General features: G+C 67.5%; 16 protein-coding genes. 5 read left to right on the forward strand and 11 right to left on the reverse strand.

Annotated features, from left to right (window positions below; all coding sequences use genetic code 11):
- Window positions 1-135: 135 nt before the first annotated feature.
- From CLM73_RS15355 to araD, 3 genes are all read right to left on the reverse strand, one after another.
- Window positions 136-1,125, reverse strand: a complete 990-nt coding sequence (locus CLM73_RS15355) for a Bug family tripartite tricarboxylate transporter substrate binding protein (RefSeq protein WP_105239161.1) — start codon at window positions 1,123-1,125, stop codon at window positions 136-138.
- Between the two features lie 62 nt (window positions 1,126-1,187).
- Entirely contained in the window at window positions 1,188-1,898 is a 711-nt protein-coding gene (locus CLM73_RS15360) for a ribonuclease activity regulator RraA (RefSeq protein ID WP_056561707.1), read from the reverse strand.
- Between the two features lie 52 nt (window positions 1,899-1,950).
- A complete protein-coding gene (araD, locus tag CLM73_RS15365; protein WP_105239162.1) occupies window positions 1,951-3,684 on the reverse strand; it encodes an L-arabinonate dehydratase in 1,734 nt (577 codons plus the stop codon).
- A 137-nt stretch (window positions 3,685-3,821) separates the two neighbouring features.
- Between araD and CLM73_RS15370 the strand changes: the two genes are divergently transcribed.
- The gene (locus CLM73_RS15370; RefSeq protein ID WP_056561710.1) at window positions 3,822-4,511 is read left to right on the forward strand and encodes a GntR family transcriptional regulator; all 690 of its coding nucleotides are present in this window, start codon (window positions 3,822-3,824) and stop codon (window positions 4,509-4,511) included.
- Between the two features lie 99 nt (window positions 4,512-4,610).
- On the opposite strand, the gene CLM73_RS15375 is transcribed toward CLM73_RS15370, so the two are convergent.
- Window positions 4,611-6,029, reverse strand: a complete 1,419-nt coding sequence (locus CLM73_RS15375; RefSeq protein WP_105239163.1) for a hypothetical protein — start codon at window positions 6,027-6,029, stop codon at window positions 4,611-4,613.
- Window positions 6,030-6,179: 150 nt separating this feature from the next.
- Between CLM73_RS15375 and CLM73_RS15380 the strand changes: the two genes are divergently transcribed.
- The gene (locus CLM73_RS15380; RefSeq protein ID WP_199778149.1) at window positions 6,180-6,641 is read left to right on the forward strand and encodes a surface-adhesin E family protein; all 462 of its coding nucleotides are present in this window, start codon (window positions 6,180-6,182) and stop codon (window positions 6,639-6,641) included.
- 16 nt (window positions 6,642-6,657) lie between these two features.
- Here CLM73_RS15380 and CLM73_RS15385 read toward each other — a convergent pair whose 3' ends face one another.
- The 5 genes from CLM73_RS15385 to CLM73_RS15405 form a co-directional block, all read right to left on the reverse strand.
- A complete protein-coding gene (locus CLM73_RS15385; RefSeq protein WP_234015902.1) occupies window positions 6,658-7,404 on the reverse strand; it encodes an ABC transporter permease in 747 nt (248 codons plus the stop codon).
- Between the two features lie 107 nt (window positions 7,405-7,511).
- Window positions 7,512-8,702, reverse strand: coding sequence for an ABC transporter substrate-binding protein (locus CLM73_RS15390; protein ID WP_105239164.1), 1,191 nt, complete (start codon window positions 8,700-8,702; stop codon window positions 7,512-7,514).
- 43 nt (window positions 8,703-8,745) lie between these two features.
- Window positions 8,746-9,543: an ABC transporter ATP-binding protein gene (locus CLM73_RS15395; protein WP_105239165.1), complete on the reverse strand. Its 798-nt coding sequence runs from the start codon at window positions 9,541-9,543 to the stop codon at window positions 8,746-8,748.
- Entirely contained in the window at window positions 9,540-10,682 is a 1,143-nt protein-coding gene (locus tag CLM73_RS15400; RefSeq protein WP_105239166.1) for an acyl-CoA dehydrogenase family protein, read from the reverse strand. The genes CLM73_RS15395 and CLM73_RS15400 overlap by 4 nt, the downstream gene beginning before the upstream one ends.
- Window positions 10,679-11,236, reverse strand: a complete 558-nt coding sequence (locus CLM73_RS15405) for a carboxymuconolactone decarboxylase family protein (protein WP_105239167.1) — start codon at window positions 11,234-11,236, stop codon at window positions 10,679-10,681. Before CLM73_RS15405 ends, CLM73_RS15400 begins: the two co-directional genes overlap by 4 nt.
- Before the next feature lie 134 nt (window positions 11,237-11,370).
- Here CLM73_RS15405 and CLM73_RS15410 point away from each other — a divergent pair, with 134 nt between their 5' ends.
- Window positions 11,371-12,297 carry an AraC family transcriptional regulator gene (locus CLM73_RS15410; protein WP_105239168.1) on the forward strand — a complete coding sequence of 309 codons (927 nt, stop codon included), beginning with the start codon at window positions 11,371-11,373 and terminating at the stop codon, window positions 12,295-12,297.
- A gap of 37 nt (window positions 12,298-12,334) precedes the next feature.
- On the opposite strand, the gene CLM73_RS15415 is transcribed toward CLM73_RS15410, so the two are convergent.
- Together CLM73_RS15415 and CLM73_RS15420 are read right to left on the reverse strand one after the other, a co-directional pair.
- Entirely contained in the window at window positions 12,335-13,630 is a 1,296-nt protein-coding gene (locus tag CLM73_RS15415; RefSeq protein WP_105239169.1) for an O-acetylhomoserine aminocarboxypropyltransferase/cysteine synthase family protein, read from the reverse strand.
- Between the two features lie 29 nt (window positions 13,631-13,659).
- Window positions 13,660-14,799, reverse strand: a complete 1,140-nt coding sequence (locus CLM73_RS15420) for an aminotransferase class V-fold PLP-dependent enzyme (protein ID WP_105239170.1) — start codon at window positions 14,797-14,799, stop codon at window positions 13,660-13,662.
- Between the two features lie 168 nt (window positions 14,800-14,967).
- On the opposite strand from CLM73_RS15420, the gene CLM73_RS15425 reads away from it, so the two are divergent.
- Together CLM73_RS15425 and CLM73_RS15430 are read left to right on the forward strand one after the other, a co-directional pair.
- A complete protein-coding gene (locus tag CLM73_RS15425) occupies window positions 14,968-15,990 on the forward strand; it encodes an amino acid ABC transporter substrate-binding protein (RefSeq protein WP_105239171.1) in 1,023 nt (340 codons plus the stop codon).
- A 176-nt stretch (window positions 15,991-16,166) separates the two neighbouring features.
- Window positions 16,167-18,359: an ABC transporter permease subunit gene (locus CLM73_RS15430; RefSeq protein WP_105239172.1), complete on the forward strand. Its 2,193-nt coding sequence runs from the start codon at window positions 16,167-16,169 to the stop codon at window positions 18,357-18,359.
- Window positions 18,360-18,412 lie beyond the last annotated feature (53 nt).

Consider the following 18,412-nt stretch of genomic DNA (forward strand, 5'->3'; position numbering starts at 1 on the left):
TGAACACCGTCGACTCATAAGCTTAGCGCTGCGCGGCCCCGCCCGCACTAGCTGCGTATCCCACGCGGGTGATACATGATCCAGGCGCCGAAGGCGCACCGCCTACCCCCCGGCGCGCCTTCGGCAAACGTCGTCTTACTCGACCGACGCGCCCGACTTCTTCACGACTTCCGCCCAGCGCGGAATCTCGGTCGCCATCAGCTCCCGAAGCTCATCCGGCGTGCTGCCGACCAGTTCCATGCCCATCGTCTTGCCCAGTTTTTCCTGCACGTCGGGCTCTTTCAGGATCAGGGCGATCTCGGCGGCCAGCTTGTCCAGGATGGGTTTGGGCGTGCCCTTGGGCGCGTACACCGCTTGCCAGGACGCCATCTGGAAGCCCGGCACACCCGCCTCCTGCATGGTCGGCACCTCCGGAGCGAGCGCGATGCGGTCCTTGGTGGTAACGGCCAGCAGCTTGAGCTTGCCGGTCTGCAGCAGCGGCAGCGCCGCGGTCATCTGGTCGAACATGAACGTCACCGCGCCGGACGAGACGTCCACCATGGCGGGCGGCGTGCCCTTGTACGGCACGTGCGTGAGCGGCACGCCGATCATGCCGGCGAACAGCTCACCGGCCAGGTGCGTCGAGGTGCCCGCCCCCGAGGACGCGAACGTGCGCTTGGTCGGGTCGCGCTTGAGCAGCGCGATCAGGTCGGCCACCGAGTTCACGCCCAGATTCGGATCCACCAGCAGCACATTGGGCAGGAAGGCAATCAGCGACACCGGCTCGAAGTCCTTCACCGGGTCGTACTTCAGGTTCTTGTACAGGCTGGCGTTGATGGCATGGGTGCTGATCGTGCCGCCGAACAAGGTGTAGCCATCGGGCGGCGCCTTGGCGACGTAAGTCGCGCCGATGCCGCCGGCGGCGCCCGGCTTGTTTTCGACGACGACGTTCTGTTTCAGGCGGTCGCCCAGCTTCTGGGCCAGCACCCGCCCCACTACGTCGGTCGAGCCGCCCACGGTGAACGGCACCACATAGGAAATGGGCTTTTGCGTGGGCCAGTCGGCGGCGCTGGCGGGCAACGCCAGCGTCCCGAAGACCGCACCGGCCAGAAGCGCGGCAAGCGCGCCACGTCGTTGCGTGTTCATGATTTGTCTCCTGCCTTGTTTTATAGGTATGTGTGGGGTGCCGGTCGTGCCGGCGGCAAGGCTCAGCGGCCCTGTTCTTTGCGCCAGGCGGCGAATTTGTCCTTCGTGCCCGGATCGGTCGGCGGGTACAGGCCCAGGATGGACGCGCCGCCTTGCACCTGGCTGGTCACGAAGTCTTCGAAAGCGGTCATTTCGACGGCTTCAAGGGCGATCTCGTCGGCCAGATGGGCCGGAATGACGACCACGCCTTCGCGGTCGCCCACGACGATATCGCCCGGCCACACGGCCACGTCGCCGCAGCCGATGGGCGCGTTGATGTCCAGCGCCTGGTGCAGCGTCAGGTTGGTGGGCGCGGACGGACGCTGGTGATAGGCGGGAAAGCCCATCTCGGCAATTTCCGGCGAATCGCGAAAGCCCCCGTCGGTCACCACGCCTGCCACGCCGCGCTTCATCAGGCGGGTGACCAGGATGGAGCCTGCGGACGCGGCGCGCGCATCCTTGCGGCTGTCGATGACGAAGACCGCGCCTTCCGGGCAGGTCTCGACCGCGGCGCGCTGCGGGTGCGCACGATCTTCAAACACCTTGATCGTGTTCAGGTCCTCGCGCGCGGGGATGTAGCGCAGCGTGAAGGCCGGGCCGACCATGTTGGGCAGGTTGGCGTTCAGCGGGCGCACGTCCTGGATGAACTGGTTGCGCAGGCCGCGCTTGAAGAGCGCCGTGCACAGGGTGGCGGTGCTGACGCCGGCCAGCCGGGCGCGGGTTTCGGGATTCATTTGGGACACGATGGCTCCGGGTATTTGATCGGGGATCTAAAAAGGACGGGAATCAGAAGATGGAGGGTTCAGGCACGGGCGCGCCAAACTCCGTTTCCAGGAAATCGAGGTCGCAGCCGTCATTCGCCTGCAGGATGTGCTTGGAATACATCCAGCCGTAGCCGCGCTCGTAGCGCTTGGGCGGCGGCGTCCAGGCCGCGCGGCGTGCGGCCAGTTCCTCGTCGCTGATGTTCAGATTGATGGTGCGGGCGGGCACGTCCACGGTGATCGTGTCGCCGGTCCTGACCAGCGCCAGCGGGCCGCCGATGTAGCTTTCAGGCGCCACGTGCAGGATGCAGGCGCCGTAGCTGGTGCCGCTCATGCGCGCATCGGACAGGCGCAGCATGTCGCGCACGCCCTGCTTGACCAGTTTGGTCGGGATCGGCAGCATCCCCCACTCCGGCATACCCGGACCGCCCTGCGGGCCGGCATTGCGCAGGATCATGATGTGGTCGGCGGTGACATCCAGGTTCTCGTCCTCGACGGCCGCCTTCATGCTGGGATAGTCGTCAAAGACCAGCGCGGGGCCGGTGTGGCGCAGGTATTGCGGCGCGCACGCGCTGGGCTTGATGACGCAGCCGTCGGGCGCGATGTTGCCGCGCAGCACGGCCAGCGCGCCCTCGTCGTAGATCGCCTCGTCCAGCTTGCGGATCACGTCGTCGTTGTAGACCTCGGCGCCGGCGATGTTCTCGCCCAGCGTCTTGCCGGTGACCGTCATGGCCGACAGGTCCAGGTGGGCATCCTGCAGGCGCGACATCAGCGCCGGCAAGCCGCCCGCGTAAAAGAAGTCTTCCATCAGGTAGGTGTCGCCGCTGGGCCGGATGTTGGCGATGACGGGCACCTTGCGGCTGGCCGCGTCGAAGTCGTCCAGGCCCACGGCGCAGCCCGCCCGGCGCGACATGGCGACCAGGTGGATGATGGCGTTGGTGGAACAGCCCATCGCCATGGCGACGTTGATGGCGTTCTTGAACGACGCCACGCTCAGGATGCGCTGGGGCGTCAGGTCGTCCCAGACCATCTCGACCACACGCCGGCCGCACTCGGCCGACATGCGCATGTGGTTGACGTCCGCCGCCGGAATGGACGAGGCGCCGGGCAGCGTCATGCCTATGGCCTCGGCAATGGCGGTCATGGTGCTGGCCGTGCCCATCGTCATGCAGGTGCCGTAGCTGCGGGCGATGCCGCCTTCCACTTCGGTCCATTGCTCCTGCGTGATCTTGCCGGCGCGGCGTTCGTCCCAGAGCTTCCAGGCGTCCGACCCGGAACCCAGGATCTTGCCCTTCCAGTTGCCGCGCAGCATGGGGCCAGCCGGCACGTAGACGCACGGCAGGCCGGCGCTGATGGCGCCCATGATGAGTCCCGGCGTGGTCTTGTCGCAGCCGCCCATCAGGACGGCGCCATCCACCGGGTGGCTGCGCAGCAGTTCCTCGGTCTCCATGGCCAGGAAGTTGCGGTACAGCATGGTGGTCGGCTTGACGAAGGATTCCGACACCGAAATCGCGGGCAGTTCCACCGGAAAGCCGCCCGCCTGGAACACGCCGCGCTTTACGTCTTCGACGCGCTGCTTGAAGTGGCTATGACAGGGGTTCAGGTCGGACCAGGTGTTGATGATGGCAATGACGGGGCGCCCCGCCCAATCGTCGGGGCCGTAGCCCATCTGCATCATGCGGGAACGGTGGCCAAAGGAGCGCAGATCGTCCTTGGCCATCCAGGCAGCGCTGCGCAAGCTTTCGTAGGTGCGTTTCATGGGATACGAGGGGATGCGGAGTGAGAGTCAAAGCATTTGAACACTAATACATTAGTGCGTCAGCTAGGTGGAAACCCGCTACACTGCGGCATTCGTTATCCGCCCGCCCCTGCGCGGAACCTCGACCTGTTTACTCGATGCAAAGCCAGAAGCTCAGACTGGATCGCTCCCGCCACGCGGCCCCCCAGGTTTTTGAACACCTGCGACGCCAGATCATCTCGCTGGAACTCGTGCCCGGCGCGCCGCTGTCGCGCGTCACCCTGGCCGAGTGCTACGGCCTGAGCCAGACGCCCATCCGCGACGCGCTCATGCGGCTGGCCGAGGAAGCCCTGGTCGAAATCTATCCGCAGCACACCACGGTGGTCAGCCGGGTCGACATTGCCGCCGCGCGGCAGGCGCATTTCCTGCGCCGCTCGCTCGAACTGGAGATCGTCCATCTGCTGGCGCAGCGGCCCGATCCGCTGTTGCTCCAGCGCCTGCAATCGTCCATCGACTTGCAGCGCGCCGCCCACGCCAGCGGCGAGTACCAGCAGTTCATCAACGCGGATCAGGCGTTTCACCGCGACATGCACGAAGCCGCGGGTGTGGCCAGCCTGTGGGAGATGGCGCAGCGCTACAGCGGCCACCTGGACCGGTTACGCCGGCTGCATCTGCCCGAAGCCGGCAAGGCGGAACGCATTCTGGACGACCATCAACGGCTGCTGGATGCCATCGCCGCACAGGATCCGGCCCGGGCGCAGCAGGTGCTGCGCGAGCACCTGTCCGGCACGCTCAGCCAGGTGGCTGAAATCTGCAAGCGTTATCCCGATTACGTGGTGGCCGATTAGCCTGGCGCGAGTCGCGTAGGAACCGCGCACAAGCCGCGAATCAGCGTCTGACTGACGGACGGCTGATCGCCAAGACGGGGGCCTGTCGCAAACGCGGGCTCAATCCAGCGGATACCGCTGAATGACGGTCTTGCCGCTGCGTTCGGCAAGCGACAGCAAGGCGTCGCCGGTCTGGTCCAGGCCCAGCAGTCCGCGCTCCTGCTCGTGCGACAACTGGAACGGCCGCCAGGACCTGCCCTTGTCGCGGCTGTAGAAGTAGGTCTTTGTGTACTCGTCGCCCGCGAAAAGCTGTTCGGCGTAGGTCTTGATGACCCACGCGTTGCGGCCGAACCACGCCTGCCCGATCCACGACCTGGCGCCGCGCACATCGGGCGAGCGCGATCGCTTCACCCAGGACATGCCGGTCTTATCCAGCTGATAGATGGTGTCGCCTTCGGTTTCGAAGACGGGTTGATCGCGCGTCAGGAGCGCGTGGGCGTCCTGCGCAGGCACCCGGGCGACGTCCGGCGTGATGCGGAACGCCGGCGACGCCCCTTCCTGGAATTGCACCTCGAAGCGACGCGTCTCGATCAGTTCGGGCGCGTCCTGGCCTTCGGGCCGCACGCGAGTGCGCCAGCTCCAGCCCACCGCGCGCGTGTCGTCCAGCGGGTAGAGCGACCAGCCATAGCCAAGCTGCTCCGGGCCATAAGCCTTGCGGTCCCGCTCCGCCGTCTCGGCAAACTTGCGCTCAAACGCCGCCGAATCGGGCCACACCTGCTCTTTCAGCCGCGTCGCCGACCACCGCCTGGCGCCGTCGCAGCTATGCAGCAGGCGCACGCCGGTCTCGTGGTTTTCCAGCGCAATTGCCAACCGGTCGGTGAGAAAGGCAGTGTGAAGCTGCGGTACGCCGAGCGTCACGTCGGGATCGTAGGTCCAGGTAACGCCCAGGTCGTCGGAGCGCAGCGCATCCCAGGCAGCGGGCTGGTCGCCTTCGCCCGGACTGCGCAGGGTGCTGGTGATCAGATACAGCGGCTCGCCCCCGGGCGCGCCGATCAGGGTGACGCCGGTATCGCCGCTGACGGAGGCCAGCAGTTCGAACACGCCGGTGCCCCGTCCGCCATAAATGAGGTTGCGGGCATCTGAGGTGGACCGGCCAGTCTGCAGCATGGTCAGGGCCAGATCGCCGTGGCCATGCGCCATGGCGGTGATGGCGCCCGTCTGCGCGAGCTGGATGCGCTGCTTCTGCAGCCGATCTTTCAAGGCCGGGATCTGCGTGTCGAGCACGGGCGCCTGCGCCAGGCCGTCAATGTCCTTGGCGGTGACCAGAAGCTGGCCGGTCAGCAATTGGCGTTCGCCGTAACGCTGGATGGCAACGCGCGAGTACGACGCCAGTGCCGGGCCGTTGAGTTCGCCGATGACCTCGCTGCGCGGCAGCGGATCGCCCATTGGGATGATCTGATAGATGCCCCGCGCCAGCACGGCGGCCGAGAGGACCGCCAGGCCGGCGGCCACGAGTCTGATGGTCTTGGGTCCAGGCATCCTGGGCATAATGCCAGCCCCCCACGCCGCCAGCCACATTTATCGAACGGACAGAACTATAGCGCGTTGCGCCGGGTTCTCTATACTGGCGTAACGCACGCTCACGTCTTACCGGACGCGCGCCCCTGCCCCGACACCACGGAATCGCCCATGACCGCAAGGCCTCCTTCTGCCCTCCTCGCCCTGGCCCTGTTTGTCGCGGCGAGCGCCGGCACGCTGGCGCATGGCGCCGCCGCCAACGATCCAGCCTGGGTGCCGGTCGACCCGCAGACGATGCCGGGCGTGTTCTACGACAGCAAATCCATCCGCACCGTGTCCGAAAGCCCGGCGGTGCGGGCCGTGACGGTGGCCTGGTTCTACGCCCAGCCCCGTATTTCCGAGGCCAACGGCCAACCCTATGGCTCGGTGACTCAGCCCATCACACTGAACTGCACCGCCGATACCTATACCGTCACCGAGGTCCTGCACCACACGGGCAACGACGCCACCGGGGCGATCGTGGAATCCATCCCGGTGGCGGGTATCCGCAATGCGCCCGTCACGCGCGACCCGGTGCAGCGGCGACTGCGGGACCTGGTGTGCGCCGCAAACGGCAAGAGCGCGCGCAAGTAGCGGGTAGCCCAGATCGCTACTGCCCCCGCCAGTACCGGTACAACGCCCGGGCGCCGGCATCCAGCAAAAAGCCCAGCACGCCGATCATCAGCACCATCGCCATCAGTTCCGAATAGGCCAGCCGGTCGCGCGTGTCCAGAATGAAATACCCCATGCCGGCCGACACGCCCAGCATCTCGCACGGGACCAGGACGATCCACAGGATGCCGATCGCCAGCCGCACGCCGGTCAGGATATGGCCCATCACGCCGGGCAGGATGACACTGCGCAGGGTCTCCCAGCGGGTCGCGGCCACGCTTTGCGCCAGTTGCAGCCAGCGCGGATCAAGCTGCTGCACGCCAGCCGCCGTATTCAGGACGATCGGCCAGACCGCCGCAAACGCGAGCAGGAAGTAGACGGGATCGTCGCCCACCCCGAACACCATGACCGCGATCGGCATCCACGACAGCGGCGAGATCATGCGCAGAAATTGCATGGCGGGCGATGCGGCGGCTTCCAGCCGGCGCCAACTGCCGATCGCCAGGCCCAGCGGCACGCCGATCGCCAAGGCCAGCCCCAATCCCACCGCGATCCGCCGCAGGCTGACCAGGATGTGGTGCGGCAGATCCGAGCTGGTGAGCAATTCGCCCAGGCTGACGAAGGTGGGTCCGGGCGCAAAGCGCCGCGCCATGCCGCCCGCCGGCGCCAGGACCTCCGTGCCCAGCCACCACAGCACCAGCAGCAGGCCCAACCCGCCCAGGCCGAGCGCGTAGCGCGCGCCCACGCCAAGGCCCGCGGCCGTCTTGGGCCGGGAAGGCGCCGCGGACCGCCGCTCGGCTTGCGGCGGGGCATGCGTTTCGTGCGGCGCCTGCGCCACCGACTCGCGTCCCGTCACGCCTGCACCATCTCGGTCCGGCTGTAGGCATCGGGAAAGCCGAAGCGCGACAGGCCGCCGGCCGATTCGATTGCCCGCCGGACATAGCGATCGTCCACCAACTCGGCCGCCGCGCTCGCCGGATCCAGGTCGGCCAGGAATCCGCGGTCCGCCTCGATCAGCGTGTCGCGCAGCCGCCGCACCAGTTCCTCGGTGTAGCTGGGAAACGGATACGGCTGGAAGTCGATGCGGCGTTCATCCCAATCGGCGTGCCGGATGGCGCCGCTGGCCAGGTACTGCTCGCGATCCTCGGGCGGCGGCGCCAGCACCTTGGACAGCGCCGGCAGCGTATGCGGGGTGTAGCGGTTGATGCCCTCCTTGGACAGCAGCCGCGCCGTCTCGGCCCGATTGTCGCGGATCCAGAGCTGCGCCTGCACGATGGCGTCCACCACCTTCTGCGACCATTCCGGCCGCTGCGTCAGGTCGCGCTCGTGCATGAAGACGACGCAGCAGGCATGGTTGCGCCAGATGTCGCCCGTAAAGCGCAGCACCTTGCCCACGCCCAGGGTTTCAGCCGCCGCGTTGAACGGCTCGGCCACGATGTAGCCCGCAATGCGCTGCTGCGCCAGGGCGGGCGGCATGTCCGCGGGCGCCATGACGATCAGGTTCACTTCATTGGCGGCCGGCGCCCCGTCCTTGCGCGCCACCGGCGTCAGGCCGTTCTCGCGCAGCAGGTACTGCAGCATGACGTTGTGGATGGAATACCAGAACGGAATCGCCACCGTCTTGCCGCCCAGGTCTTTCACGTTGTTGACGGCGGGCGCGACGGTCAGACCGGAGCCGCCGACGTGGTTCCAGGCCACCACCTTGGCGGGCACCTTGCTGCCAAACCGCGCCCACACCGTCATCGGCGACAGCAGATGCACCACGTTTACCTGACCCGAGATGAAGGCTTCGATCACCTGCGCCCAACTGCGCAGCAGCACGGGCTTTTCGGCCTTGACGCCCGCCTTGTCGAAGAGGCCATTGTTATGCGCCACCAGCAGCGGCGCGGCGTCGGTGATGGGCAGATAGCCGATGCGCACGGGCGCGTCGGGCTCGGATTGCGCCCGCGCATTGAAGGCCGACAGCAGGGAAGCGGCGCCGCCTGCGGTCAGCAGGGCCGAGAGTTTCAACCAGTCGCGACGCGACATGTGTTCAAGGCACATCAGAAAGCTCCTAGCGGGGTTGGTCAGAGTTGATCGTGATTCGTCAGGCAAGCACGGCAGCGCCGCGCGTGGCCCGCAGCGCGGCGCGCAAGCGGGTAAGGATCTCCAGGCGCAGCGCGCCCATTTCCGGCAGCAGGTCGGCGCGCGGTTGCGGCAGGTCCACCTGCCACACGCCCAGGATGCGGCCGGGCGCGCCGCCCAGCAGCACGATGCGGTCGGCCAGCAGCAGCGCTTCGTCGATGTCATGGGTGATCAGGACGGCCGCCGTCTGGAAGTCGGCCACTACTTTGCGCAGCAGCTCCTGCATTTCGCCGCGCGTGACCTCGTCCAGCGCGCCAAAGGGTTCGTCCAGCAGCAGCACCGACGGTTGGCGCGCCAGGCACCGCGCTAGCGCCGTGCGCTGCGCCATGCCGCCCGACAACTGGGCCGGCCGCAGATGGCGCGCGTGCGCCAGTCCGACTTCGTCGATGGCCTGCGCCACGCGGGCGCGGCGCTGCGCATCCGTCAGCGCCGGCTGATGCTTGAAGTCCAGCCCGAAGGCGACATTGCGCTCCAGCGACAGCCAGGGCAACAAGCTCGGATCCTGAAACGCCACCGCCACGCGCGGATGCACGCCCGTGAGGGGCGCGCCTTCCATCAGCAGCGTGCCGGCCGTGGCGGGCTGCAGGCCAGCCAGGACCCGCAACAGGCTGGATTTGCCGGCGCCGCTGGCGCCCAGCACGGCCACCACTTCGCCGCGCGCCAGGTCCAGATCAACGCCATCAAAAACGGCGTCGTCCGCGCCGGGATAGCGCAGGGCCAGATTCCGGGCCTGCAGCACCGGCAGCGGCGCCGCCGTCATGAGGCGGCCTGCGCGGCAAGCCGGGCCTGGCGCTTGGCCAGTTCGGTCTTCAATTGCACCAGGCTCGGCGTCACGATGGGCAGGAACGCCGCTTCGCGCCAGCGCCGGGCAAAGCCGGCGCCGCCGGGCTTCAGATAGGCCGCGCCGCCGCTGGCTTGCAGCTCAAGCTGCACCGCCGCGTTGGCGGCTTCGGCCAGCGCGATGCGAATCTCGAACAAGGCCCACGGCTCTGTCACGAAACGCTGGCTGCGCACGCCGGCAATAAGGCTGGCGGTCAGGTCTTCCAGTTGCGCGGAGAGCGCCTGCAAGGGTTGACCCAGGATGCCGCGCGACGCCTGGCCCTGCCCCGCCTGACCGGCCGCCTGCAACGCGCGCCGCGCCAGACCGATCGACAAACCGCACTGCAGGCCTGCGAACGCCGGACGCGCGCCCGGCAGATACTGCCGCGCGTCGGCATGGATCAGCCATTCGGGACCGATGCGCACGCTGCGCACGTCCAGCGCGGCGGTGTTGCTGGACTGCAGGGCCAGCAGCGACAGGTCCGCGCTGCGCTCCAGTCCGGCGATATCGTGCGGCAGTGCGACGACCGCGGGGGTGCCGTCGGGCGCCGTGACCGCCGCCGCAACCAGAAAGCCCTGCGGCCGCAGGTTCGTTACCCAGGGCATGCGGCCGTCCAGCGTCCATTGCGCGTCATCGCCCTGCGCCGAAATCTGCAGCGACTCGATGCCGCTCAGGAACTTCATCGCGTTCGACAGCGCCGTCGCTCCCGCCACCTCGCCGGCAAGCAACGCCGGCAGCCAGCGCTCGGCAAGCGCCGTGTTGGGGCTGGTCAAGAGATATTCGATGAAGACGCGCTGCCCCCACGCGACAAACGCGCTGGCGACCGACAGTTCGGCCACCTGCGACACCGCTTCGATCGCATCGCCGATATCGGTGCCGGCCAGGCCTCCCCTCGACTCGGGCACGCCAATGCGGAACAGGCCCGCCGACGCCAGCCGCGGCAACACCGTGGCGGCGTCCAGGCTGCCCTCGTCCAGCGCCTCGGCATGCTGCGCGAGCCAATCCCGCAGGTCCGGCGGCAGGATCGCGCCGCCGGCCGGCTCGGTGGCGTCAAGCCGGGTTGCGGTCTGCGCCGTCATTGCGCGCCGCTCCAGGCGTATTCGCTGAGCTGTTCGTTCAAGGGGGTCTGCGCCAGGTTGTTGGCAAAGTTGCAGATCGTGGCCAGGCCCACGCCCAGGATCACCTCGAGCGCATTGCCCTCCGTGTAGCCCGCATCGCGCAAGGCCTTGAGTTCTGCGTCGTCGACCCGGCCGCGCGTGCGGATCACGGCCTGCGTGAATGCCGCCAGCGCCTGCAAGCGCGCATCCGGCAGCGTGCCCTGCGCGCGCAGCGCATCCACGACTTCGGGAGACAGCTTGGCCTTGTTGCGCGCCAGTGCGGTGTGGCCGGCCACGCAGAAGGTGCAGCCGTGCAGCGTGCCGGCCACCAGTTGCACGACCTCGCGCTCCTGCAGCGTCAGCCCGGCGCGCGCATTGATCTGCGACAGCGTCTGATAGGCCTCGAGCGCGGCGGGCGCGCTGGCCAGCACGCCCAGCAGGTTGGACAGATATCCCGCGCCCTGCTCGGCCGCGGCCAAGGCCGGGCGGGTGGGTTCGGGTGCGCTCTGCGCCGTGTGCACGGTAAGACGGGCCATGAAGTTCTCCGTTGGGCTATCGAAAGAAAACACCATTTTGCGTGCAGCCGCCCGCAAGCGACAATGCACGAGGATCGCAACTTGATGCTCGATCTTATCGACTTTCAGCTATGCGCATATAACCGAATCGCACCTTGACCCTAGATTCCACCCTCACCGATCAAGCCGCCGTGGACGCCGTGCTGCTGTCCAGCCTGGAGGTGCAGTCCAGTCTTTATCACCTGGGCCAGTATTGCGGCAACTGGACGGCCAGCACCAGCGGGCGCGCCCGCGCGAGCTTTCACCTGATCCTGCACGGCAGCTGCCGCGCGGACATCGCATCTGGTCAGGAATCGCACACGCTGTCCGCTGGCGACGGCATCTTCTTCCTGCGCGACATCGCCCACGTGCTGACGCCGCTGCAACCGTCCGCCGCCCGCGCCGCATGCGGCCCGATGCAGCCGCTGTCGCCCCGTCAGCCCGATGGCACGGGCCTTGCCTGCGGGTTCTTCCAGTTTCGCCCTGGGCTGGCCGACCTGCTGGCCGACACCCTGCCCGACTATCTGCTGCTGCGCGCGGACGACGAACGCTTTCGTGCCGCGCGCGGCGTGTTCGATCTGATCCTGGACGAGACCACGCGCGCGCCGTCCGCTTCGCCCGTCGTGCTGGAACGCCTGACGGATCTGCTGATCTTCTTCATGCTGCGCCACCTGGCCATTCAAGACCGCCAGGCGCATGGTCTTTTCGTGCTGGCGCGCGATCCGGCCATGGCCGGGCTGCTGCAGGCCATCCTGGCCGAGCCCGCCGCGCCCTGGAGCATGCAGGACATGGCGGACCGCGTTCATATGTCCAAGGCCACCTTCCACCGCCGCTTCACGTTGCAAAGCGGGACAACGCCGGCGCAGCTATTGCAGCTGCTGCGCATGCGCGTGGCGCGGCGGCTCCTGGATCAGGGCATGGGCATCCAGGAGGCCGCCGAACGCGTGGGGTATCAATCCCAGGCCGCGTTCAGCCGGGTATTTCAGCGCACGGAAGGCATGGCGCCGTCCGCCTTGCGGCGGCGCCGTCCCGCATCGGTCTGACCGGCTTCCAGCCCGCTGCGGGAGTCCCGCCGGGCACTTACACCGGTTCCAGCGCTTGTTCCAGATCGGCGATCAGATCGTCGATGTGCTCGATGCCGATGGACAGGCGCACGGTTTCCTCGCGCACGCCGGCCTTCTTCAGTTCCTCGGCATTGAGCTGGCGGTGCGTGGTGGATGCCGGGTGCGTGGCCAACGACTTGGAGTCGCCGATGTTGACCAGGCGCGTGAACAGCTGCAGCGCATCCTGGAAGCGCGCGCCGGCGTCGCGGCCGCCCTTCACGCCAAACGTAAACAGGCCCGGCACCTTGCCGCCCAGGTACTTCTTGGCCAGCGCATGGTCCGGATGATTCGGCAGCCCCGCGTAATTCACCCATTCCACCTTCGGGTGCTCGCGCAGGTAGCTGGCGATCTTGACCGCGTTCTCCACGATGCGGTCCACGCGCAGCGCCAGCGTCTCGATGCCTTGCAGGATCTGGAAAGAATTGAACGGCGAGATCGCCGCGCCGGTGTTGCGCAGCGGCACCACGCGGGCGCGGCCAATGTACGCGGCCGGGCCGAAGGCTTCCGTGTAGACCACGCCGTGGTAGCTGACGTCCGGCTCGTTCAGGCGCTTGAAGCGTTCCTTGTGCTCGGCCCACGGGAACTTGCCCGAGTCGATGATGGCGCCGCCCAGGCTGGTGCCGTGCCCGCCCAGATACTTGGTCAGCGACTGCACCACGATGTCGGCGCCGTGCTCGATGGGACGCAACAGGTACGGCGACGGCACGGTGTTGTCGACGATCAGCGGCAGGCCGTGGCGATGCGCCAGCTCGGCCAGCGCGGCGATGTCGGTGATGTTGCCCAGCGGATTGCCGACCGATTCCGCGAAGATCGCCTTGGTGCGGTCGTCGATCTGCGCCTCGAAGGCAGCCAGATCGGACGGGTCGGCAAAGCGCGTGGTGATGCCGTACTGCGGCAGCGTGTGCGCGAACAGGTTGTACGTGCCGCCGTACAGCGTGCTGGACGAAATGATGTTGTCGCCCGCTTCGGCGATGGTCAGGATCGCGTAGGTGACGGCGGACTGGCCCGAGGCCAGCGCCAGCGCGGCAATGCCGCCTTCCAGGGCCGCCACGCGCTGCTCCAGCACGTCGGTGGTCGGGTTCATGATGCGGGTGTAGATGTTGCCCGCGACCTTCAGGTCGAAGAGGTCCGCGCCGTGCTGCGTGTCATCGAACGCGTACGCCACCGTCTGGTAGATGGGCACCGCCACCGCGCGCGTGGTGGGATCGGGGCGGTAGCCGCCGTGGACGGCCACGGTTTCCAGACGCCAGTTGGGCTTCTTCGCTTCAGTCATCAGTCTCTCCGGTAATGCGTTATTGAAAATCAGGCCGCAAACGCGCGCGCGGCACGCAGAATGCGTTCGATGTCTTCATGGTTGTTGTAGGCGCCCACGGACAGGCGCACGTAACCATACTCCACGACGCTTGCCACGACACCGGCCTGCGTCAAATGCGCCAGCGCGGCCGCGGGGTCGGCCACGCGCAACGCCGTCGTGGTGCTGCGCACGTCGTCGCCCGGCGGCAACACGACCTGCGCGCCAAGGCTGCGCAGTCCCTCGCTCAGCGCCTGCGACAGCTCAAGCACCCAGGGCTCGATGCGCTCGGGCCCGGCCTGTTCGATCAGGTCCAGCGCGCCCGCCCAACCGGCGATGCCGGGATAGTTCAGGTTGCCGGTTTCCAGCCGGCGCGCATCGCTCGCGTCCGATACCGCCGTCTGCCATTGCAGGCCGGACTTGTCCAGCGTGGTCACACCAGACGGGCCGATGTAGAACGGGTCCAGCGCATCGAGCAGCCGTGGCGACACGTGCAGCAGCCCCACGCCCAGCGGACCCAGCATGCCCTTGTGCGCGCCGCACGCGAAGGCATCGACGTGCCAGTCATCCACCTGCGCGCGCAGCAGGCCCGCGCCCTGGATGCCGTCAACAACCAGCCAGATGCCGCGCTCCGCGCAGCGGCGTCCCAGTTCCCGGATGTCGGTGCGCAGCCCCGTGCCGTACTGCACCCACGACACGGCGATCAATCGCGTGCGGGCGTCCACGTGCTGCCAGAGATCATCTACCGAGAAGCGATGCGCGCGCGCCTGCGCCACGCGCACCTGCACGCCGCGCCGCCGCAGATTCAGCCACGGCAAGGCGTTGGACGGATGCTCCTGATCGTCGACGATGAGGTTGTCGCCTTCTTTCCAGGCCAGTCCCTGCGCGACCGTGTTCAACCCTTCGGTGGTGTTCTTGGTGAACGCCAGCCGGTGCGCGTCGCCGCCGATCAGGCGGGCCAGCCGCACGCGCAAGGCGTCGGCATCGCGCAGCCATTGCGGCTTGTCGCTGCGGGCATGCGTGATGCCGTCGAAGAAGTCCGCCACCGCGGCCGACACGCGCGGCGACAAAGGGCTGGTGTACGCGATGTTGGCGTATGCCTTGTCGCGCGTGATGGGAAACAACTGTCTGAATTCGTCCTGCCAAGTCATGCGCAACCTGCTCCGCCAGACCATCTGGCATGCGGGCATTCTAGGTATATGACGCGCATCTGGATAAGGCTAAGTTTTCATATTGATATGAGTATTAAGTCGCTCGGCAAACCGCACCCCGCCCATAGAATTCGTGCCTCTCTTGCACACAACAATCATGGGAACAGCATGCGTTTGATTCATCTATTCAAGGCCGCGGGCGTGGCCGCCGCGATGACGCTTGCCGGTGCCTCACAGGCCGGCACGGTGGACACCATCAAGAAGCGCGGCGAGCTGGTGTGCGGCGTCAGCCAAGGCTCGGCAGGCTTGTCGATTGCCGATAAGCAAGGCCGCTGGACCGGCCTTGACGCCGACCTGTGCCGCGCGCTGGCCGCCGCCGTGCTGGGCGATCCGGACAAGACCCGCTTCGTGCCGCTGAGCTCGCAGCAACGCTTTCCGGCTCTGCAGTCCGGCGAGATCGACGTGCTGAACCGCAACACCACCATCACCTCGGGCCGCGACGCCGGGCTGGGCATTGCATCCGCCGGCATCGTGTTCTACGACGGCCAAGGCTTCCTGGTGCCCCGCAAGCTGGGCGTCAAGAGCGCCACCGAACTGGAAGGCGCGCAGGTCTGCGTGCAGCCCGGCACCGTGAATGAACAGAACCTGGTGGACTACTTCAAGAAGAACAAGCTCAGCTATCGCCCGGTGGTCATCGAGAACCTGGTCGAACTTGAACAGGCTTTCTACGCCGGACGCTGCGACGTCTACCTGTCGGATGCGTCCACCCTGGCCGCCAGCCGCGCCGCCCGCGCCAGCAAGCCGGACGACTTCGTCATCCTGCCCGAGCGCATCAACAAGTCGCCGCTTGGTCCCTTCGTGCGCCAGGACGACCCGAACTGGGCCGCCATCGTGCGCTGGACGGTCAACGCGCTGGTTGCCGCCGAAGAGCTGGGCATCACCGCCAAGAACGCCGACAGCCAGGCCCAAAGCACCGACGCGCAAGTGCGCCGCCTGCTTGGCGTGGATCCCGGCATCGGAAAGAGCTTCGGCCTGGACGAAACCTGGGCCAAACAGGCGATCAAGGCGGTGGGCAACTACGGCGAGGTGTGGGACCGCAACCTGGGCGCCGCCACGCCGCTCAAGCTGGAACGCGGCTTGAATGCGCAATGGAACAAGGGCGGTTTGCTGTATTCGCCGCCGTTTCAGTGATGCGTATTGATTGATGCGTGTCTGTTGGTACGTATCGCTTGATGCGTATCGGTTGATGCGCATTTCTTGATGCGCATTTCTTGATGCGCGTTTCTTGATGCGCGTTTCCTGATGATTCGTGGGCGGGCCACCGGGTCCGCCCTTCTTGCTTATTGACTGTTGCCGCACGTCCCGCCATGACCGCCACCACGCTCCCCTTCCCATTGACTGCCACATGGCGCCGCTGGTTGCCTGCGCTGGCGTGGATCCTGGGATTGGGCGGCATGGCCGCCATGCTGGTGCTGCACATCGAATCGGTGCAGGCAGCGCGCGGAATCCAGGGCGGATTCGGCTTCCTCTTTCAGCCGGCGGGCTTCCGCATTTCCGAAAGCCTGCTCAATGTCACGCCAGAAGATCCCTATTGGATGTCCCTCGCGGCAGGACTGGTCAATACGCTGACCGTCGCCGTCGTCGCGATTCCGCTGGCGACCATCCTGGGCGTGGGCCTGGGATTCCTGGGGTTGTCGTCCAACCCGCTGGCATCGCGCGTGGCCGCCCTTGTCATCGCCCCGTTGCGCAATACCCCCGTGCTGTTGCAGCTATTCGTCTGGTATGGATTGCTGCTTCGACTGCCCGACCTGCGCCAGGCCTGGTCGCCGCTGCCGTCGGTGCTGCTGTCCAATCGCGGCCTGGCCCTGCCCGCCCTGCATGGCTGGCTGCCCTATGCGGGCGTGGTGATGGCCGCGCTGGCGCTGGGCTGGCGCGCCCGCCGCCGCTGGTCCGGTTCGGCGCAGGCCCCCGCGCAGGCCCCCGCACTCGCTGCCGCCTTAACTGCGGTGTTAGCCGCCGCCGGGATCGCGTGGACGCTATTGCCGTCCATGCAGATCGACCTGCCCGTCAAGCGCGGGCTCGGTTTGCAGGGCGGCTGGCAGCCCAGCATCGAGTTCGCCGCCTTGACCATCGGCCTCGTGGTCTTTCACGCCGCCTACATCGCCGACATCGTGCGCGGCGCGGTCCGTGCCGTGCCCGTGGGGCTGGTCGAAGCCGGCCGGGCCATGGGCCTGACGCCGCTCAAGGTGCTGCGGCTGGTGATCACGCCCTACGCCACGCGCGTCGCGCTGCCGCCCTACGCCAACCAATGCCTCGCGCTTATCAAGAACAGCACGCTCGCCATCGCCATCGGCTACCAGGAACTGATGGCCGTCATCAACACGGCCATCACGCAAACCGGCTTGGCGCTGGAAGGCATTACGCTTGCGGTGGCCATTTACCTGACGCTGGCGCTCTGCCTGGGCGGCGGGCTGTCCGCCTGGAATGCGCGCAACACGCGGCACGGCCCCGGCGATACGCACGGCGCGCGGCTCGGTGACCGCGCGTTCTGGAATGGCGCCGACGGCAAGTCCAGGACCCTGCGCGGTAAAGCGGTGTCGGCCGTCCTGACATTGCTGCTGGCCGCCGTGGCCTGGTCGCTGCTGGATTGGGCCGTGCTGCGCGCCGTGTGGTCGGGCGACCCGATGACCTGCGCGAATGCGGCGGGCGCCTGCTGGGCCGCCGTGGGCGAAAACCTGCCGCTGTTGTTGTACGGCACCATGTCCGAAGCGCACCGGGGGCCCGCGCTGGTGGCGTGCGTGGCGCTTCTGGCCGCCATTGCCGTCGCCCTGGGCGCACGCCGCGCGCCGGCGCGTTTGCGCATTGCCCTGTTGGCTGTGCTGTTTGGCATTGCCGCGGCCGCGCTGACCGGCTGGCCGTGGGGCGGCGATTTCATCGGTCCCCAACGCTGGGGCGGACTGCTCGTCACGTTGGTCCTGGCGATCGCGGCGCTGGTCGCGGCCGTGCCGCTTGCCTTTGCGCTCGCCCTGCTTCGCCGGTCCGGCAGCCCTGCCGGTTCATTGGCCGCGGCCGGTCTGATCGAAGCGGTGCGCGGTGTGCCGCTGGTGACCCAGTTGCTGTTCGCGTCCTTTGTGCTGCCCATGCTGCTGGGCGGCGGTGTGTCCAAGTTCAGCATGGCGCTGGCGGCGCTGACCCTGCATACCGCGTGTGTGCTGGCCGAGGTACTGCGCGGCGCACTGCAGGCGATCCCGCCCGGGCAGATGATGGCCGCGCGCGCATTGGGCATGCGCCCCGCACAGGCCTATGCGTGCGTGATCTGGCCGCAGGCCCGCCGCATCGCCGCGCCTGCCGCGCTCGGCGTCTTTGTGGGCGCGGTCAAGGATACGTCGCTGGTCAGCATCATTGGCGTGTTTGACGTGCTGGGCGCGGCCAAGGCGGTGGTTGCGGGCACCGACTGGAGGCCGTATCACGTCGAGGTCTACCTGGCGGTGGCGCTGTTGTATCTGGCCGCCAGCCTGGCGTTATCGCGAGTAGCGCGCCGCATGGAGGGGCGCGGCTGAAAGTAACGGGGTGCCGGACATGAACGGTATGCCCGGCATCACAAGCAGCCCGA

It is taken from the genome of Achromobacter spanius (genome assembly GCF_002966795.1).
Taxonomy (GTDB): domain Bacteria; phylum Pseudomonadota; class Gammaproteobacteria; order Burkholderiales; family Burkholderiaceae_B; genus Achromobacter; species Achromobacter spanius_D.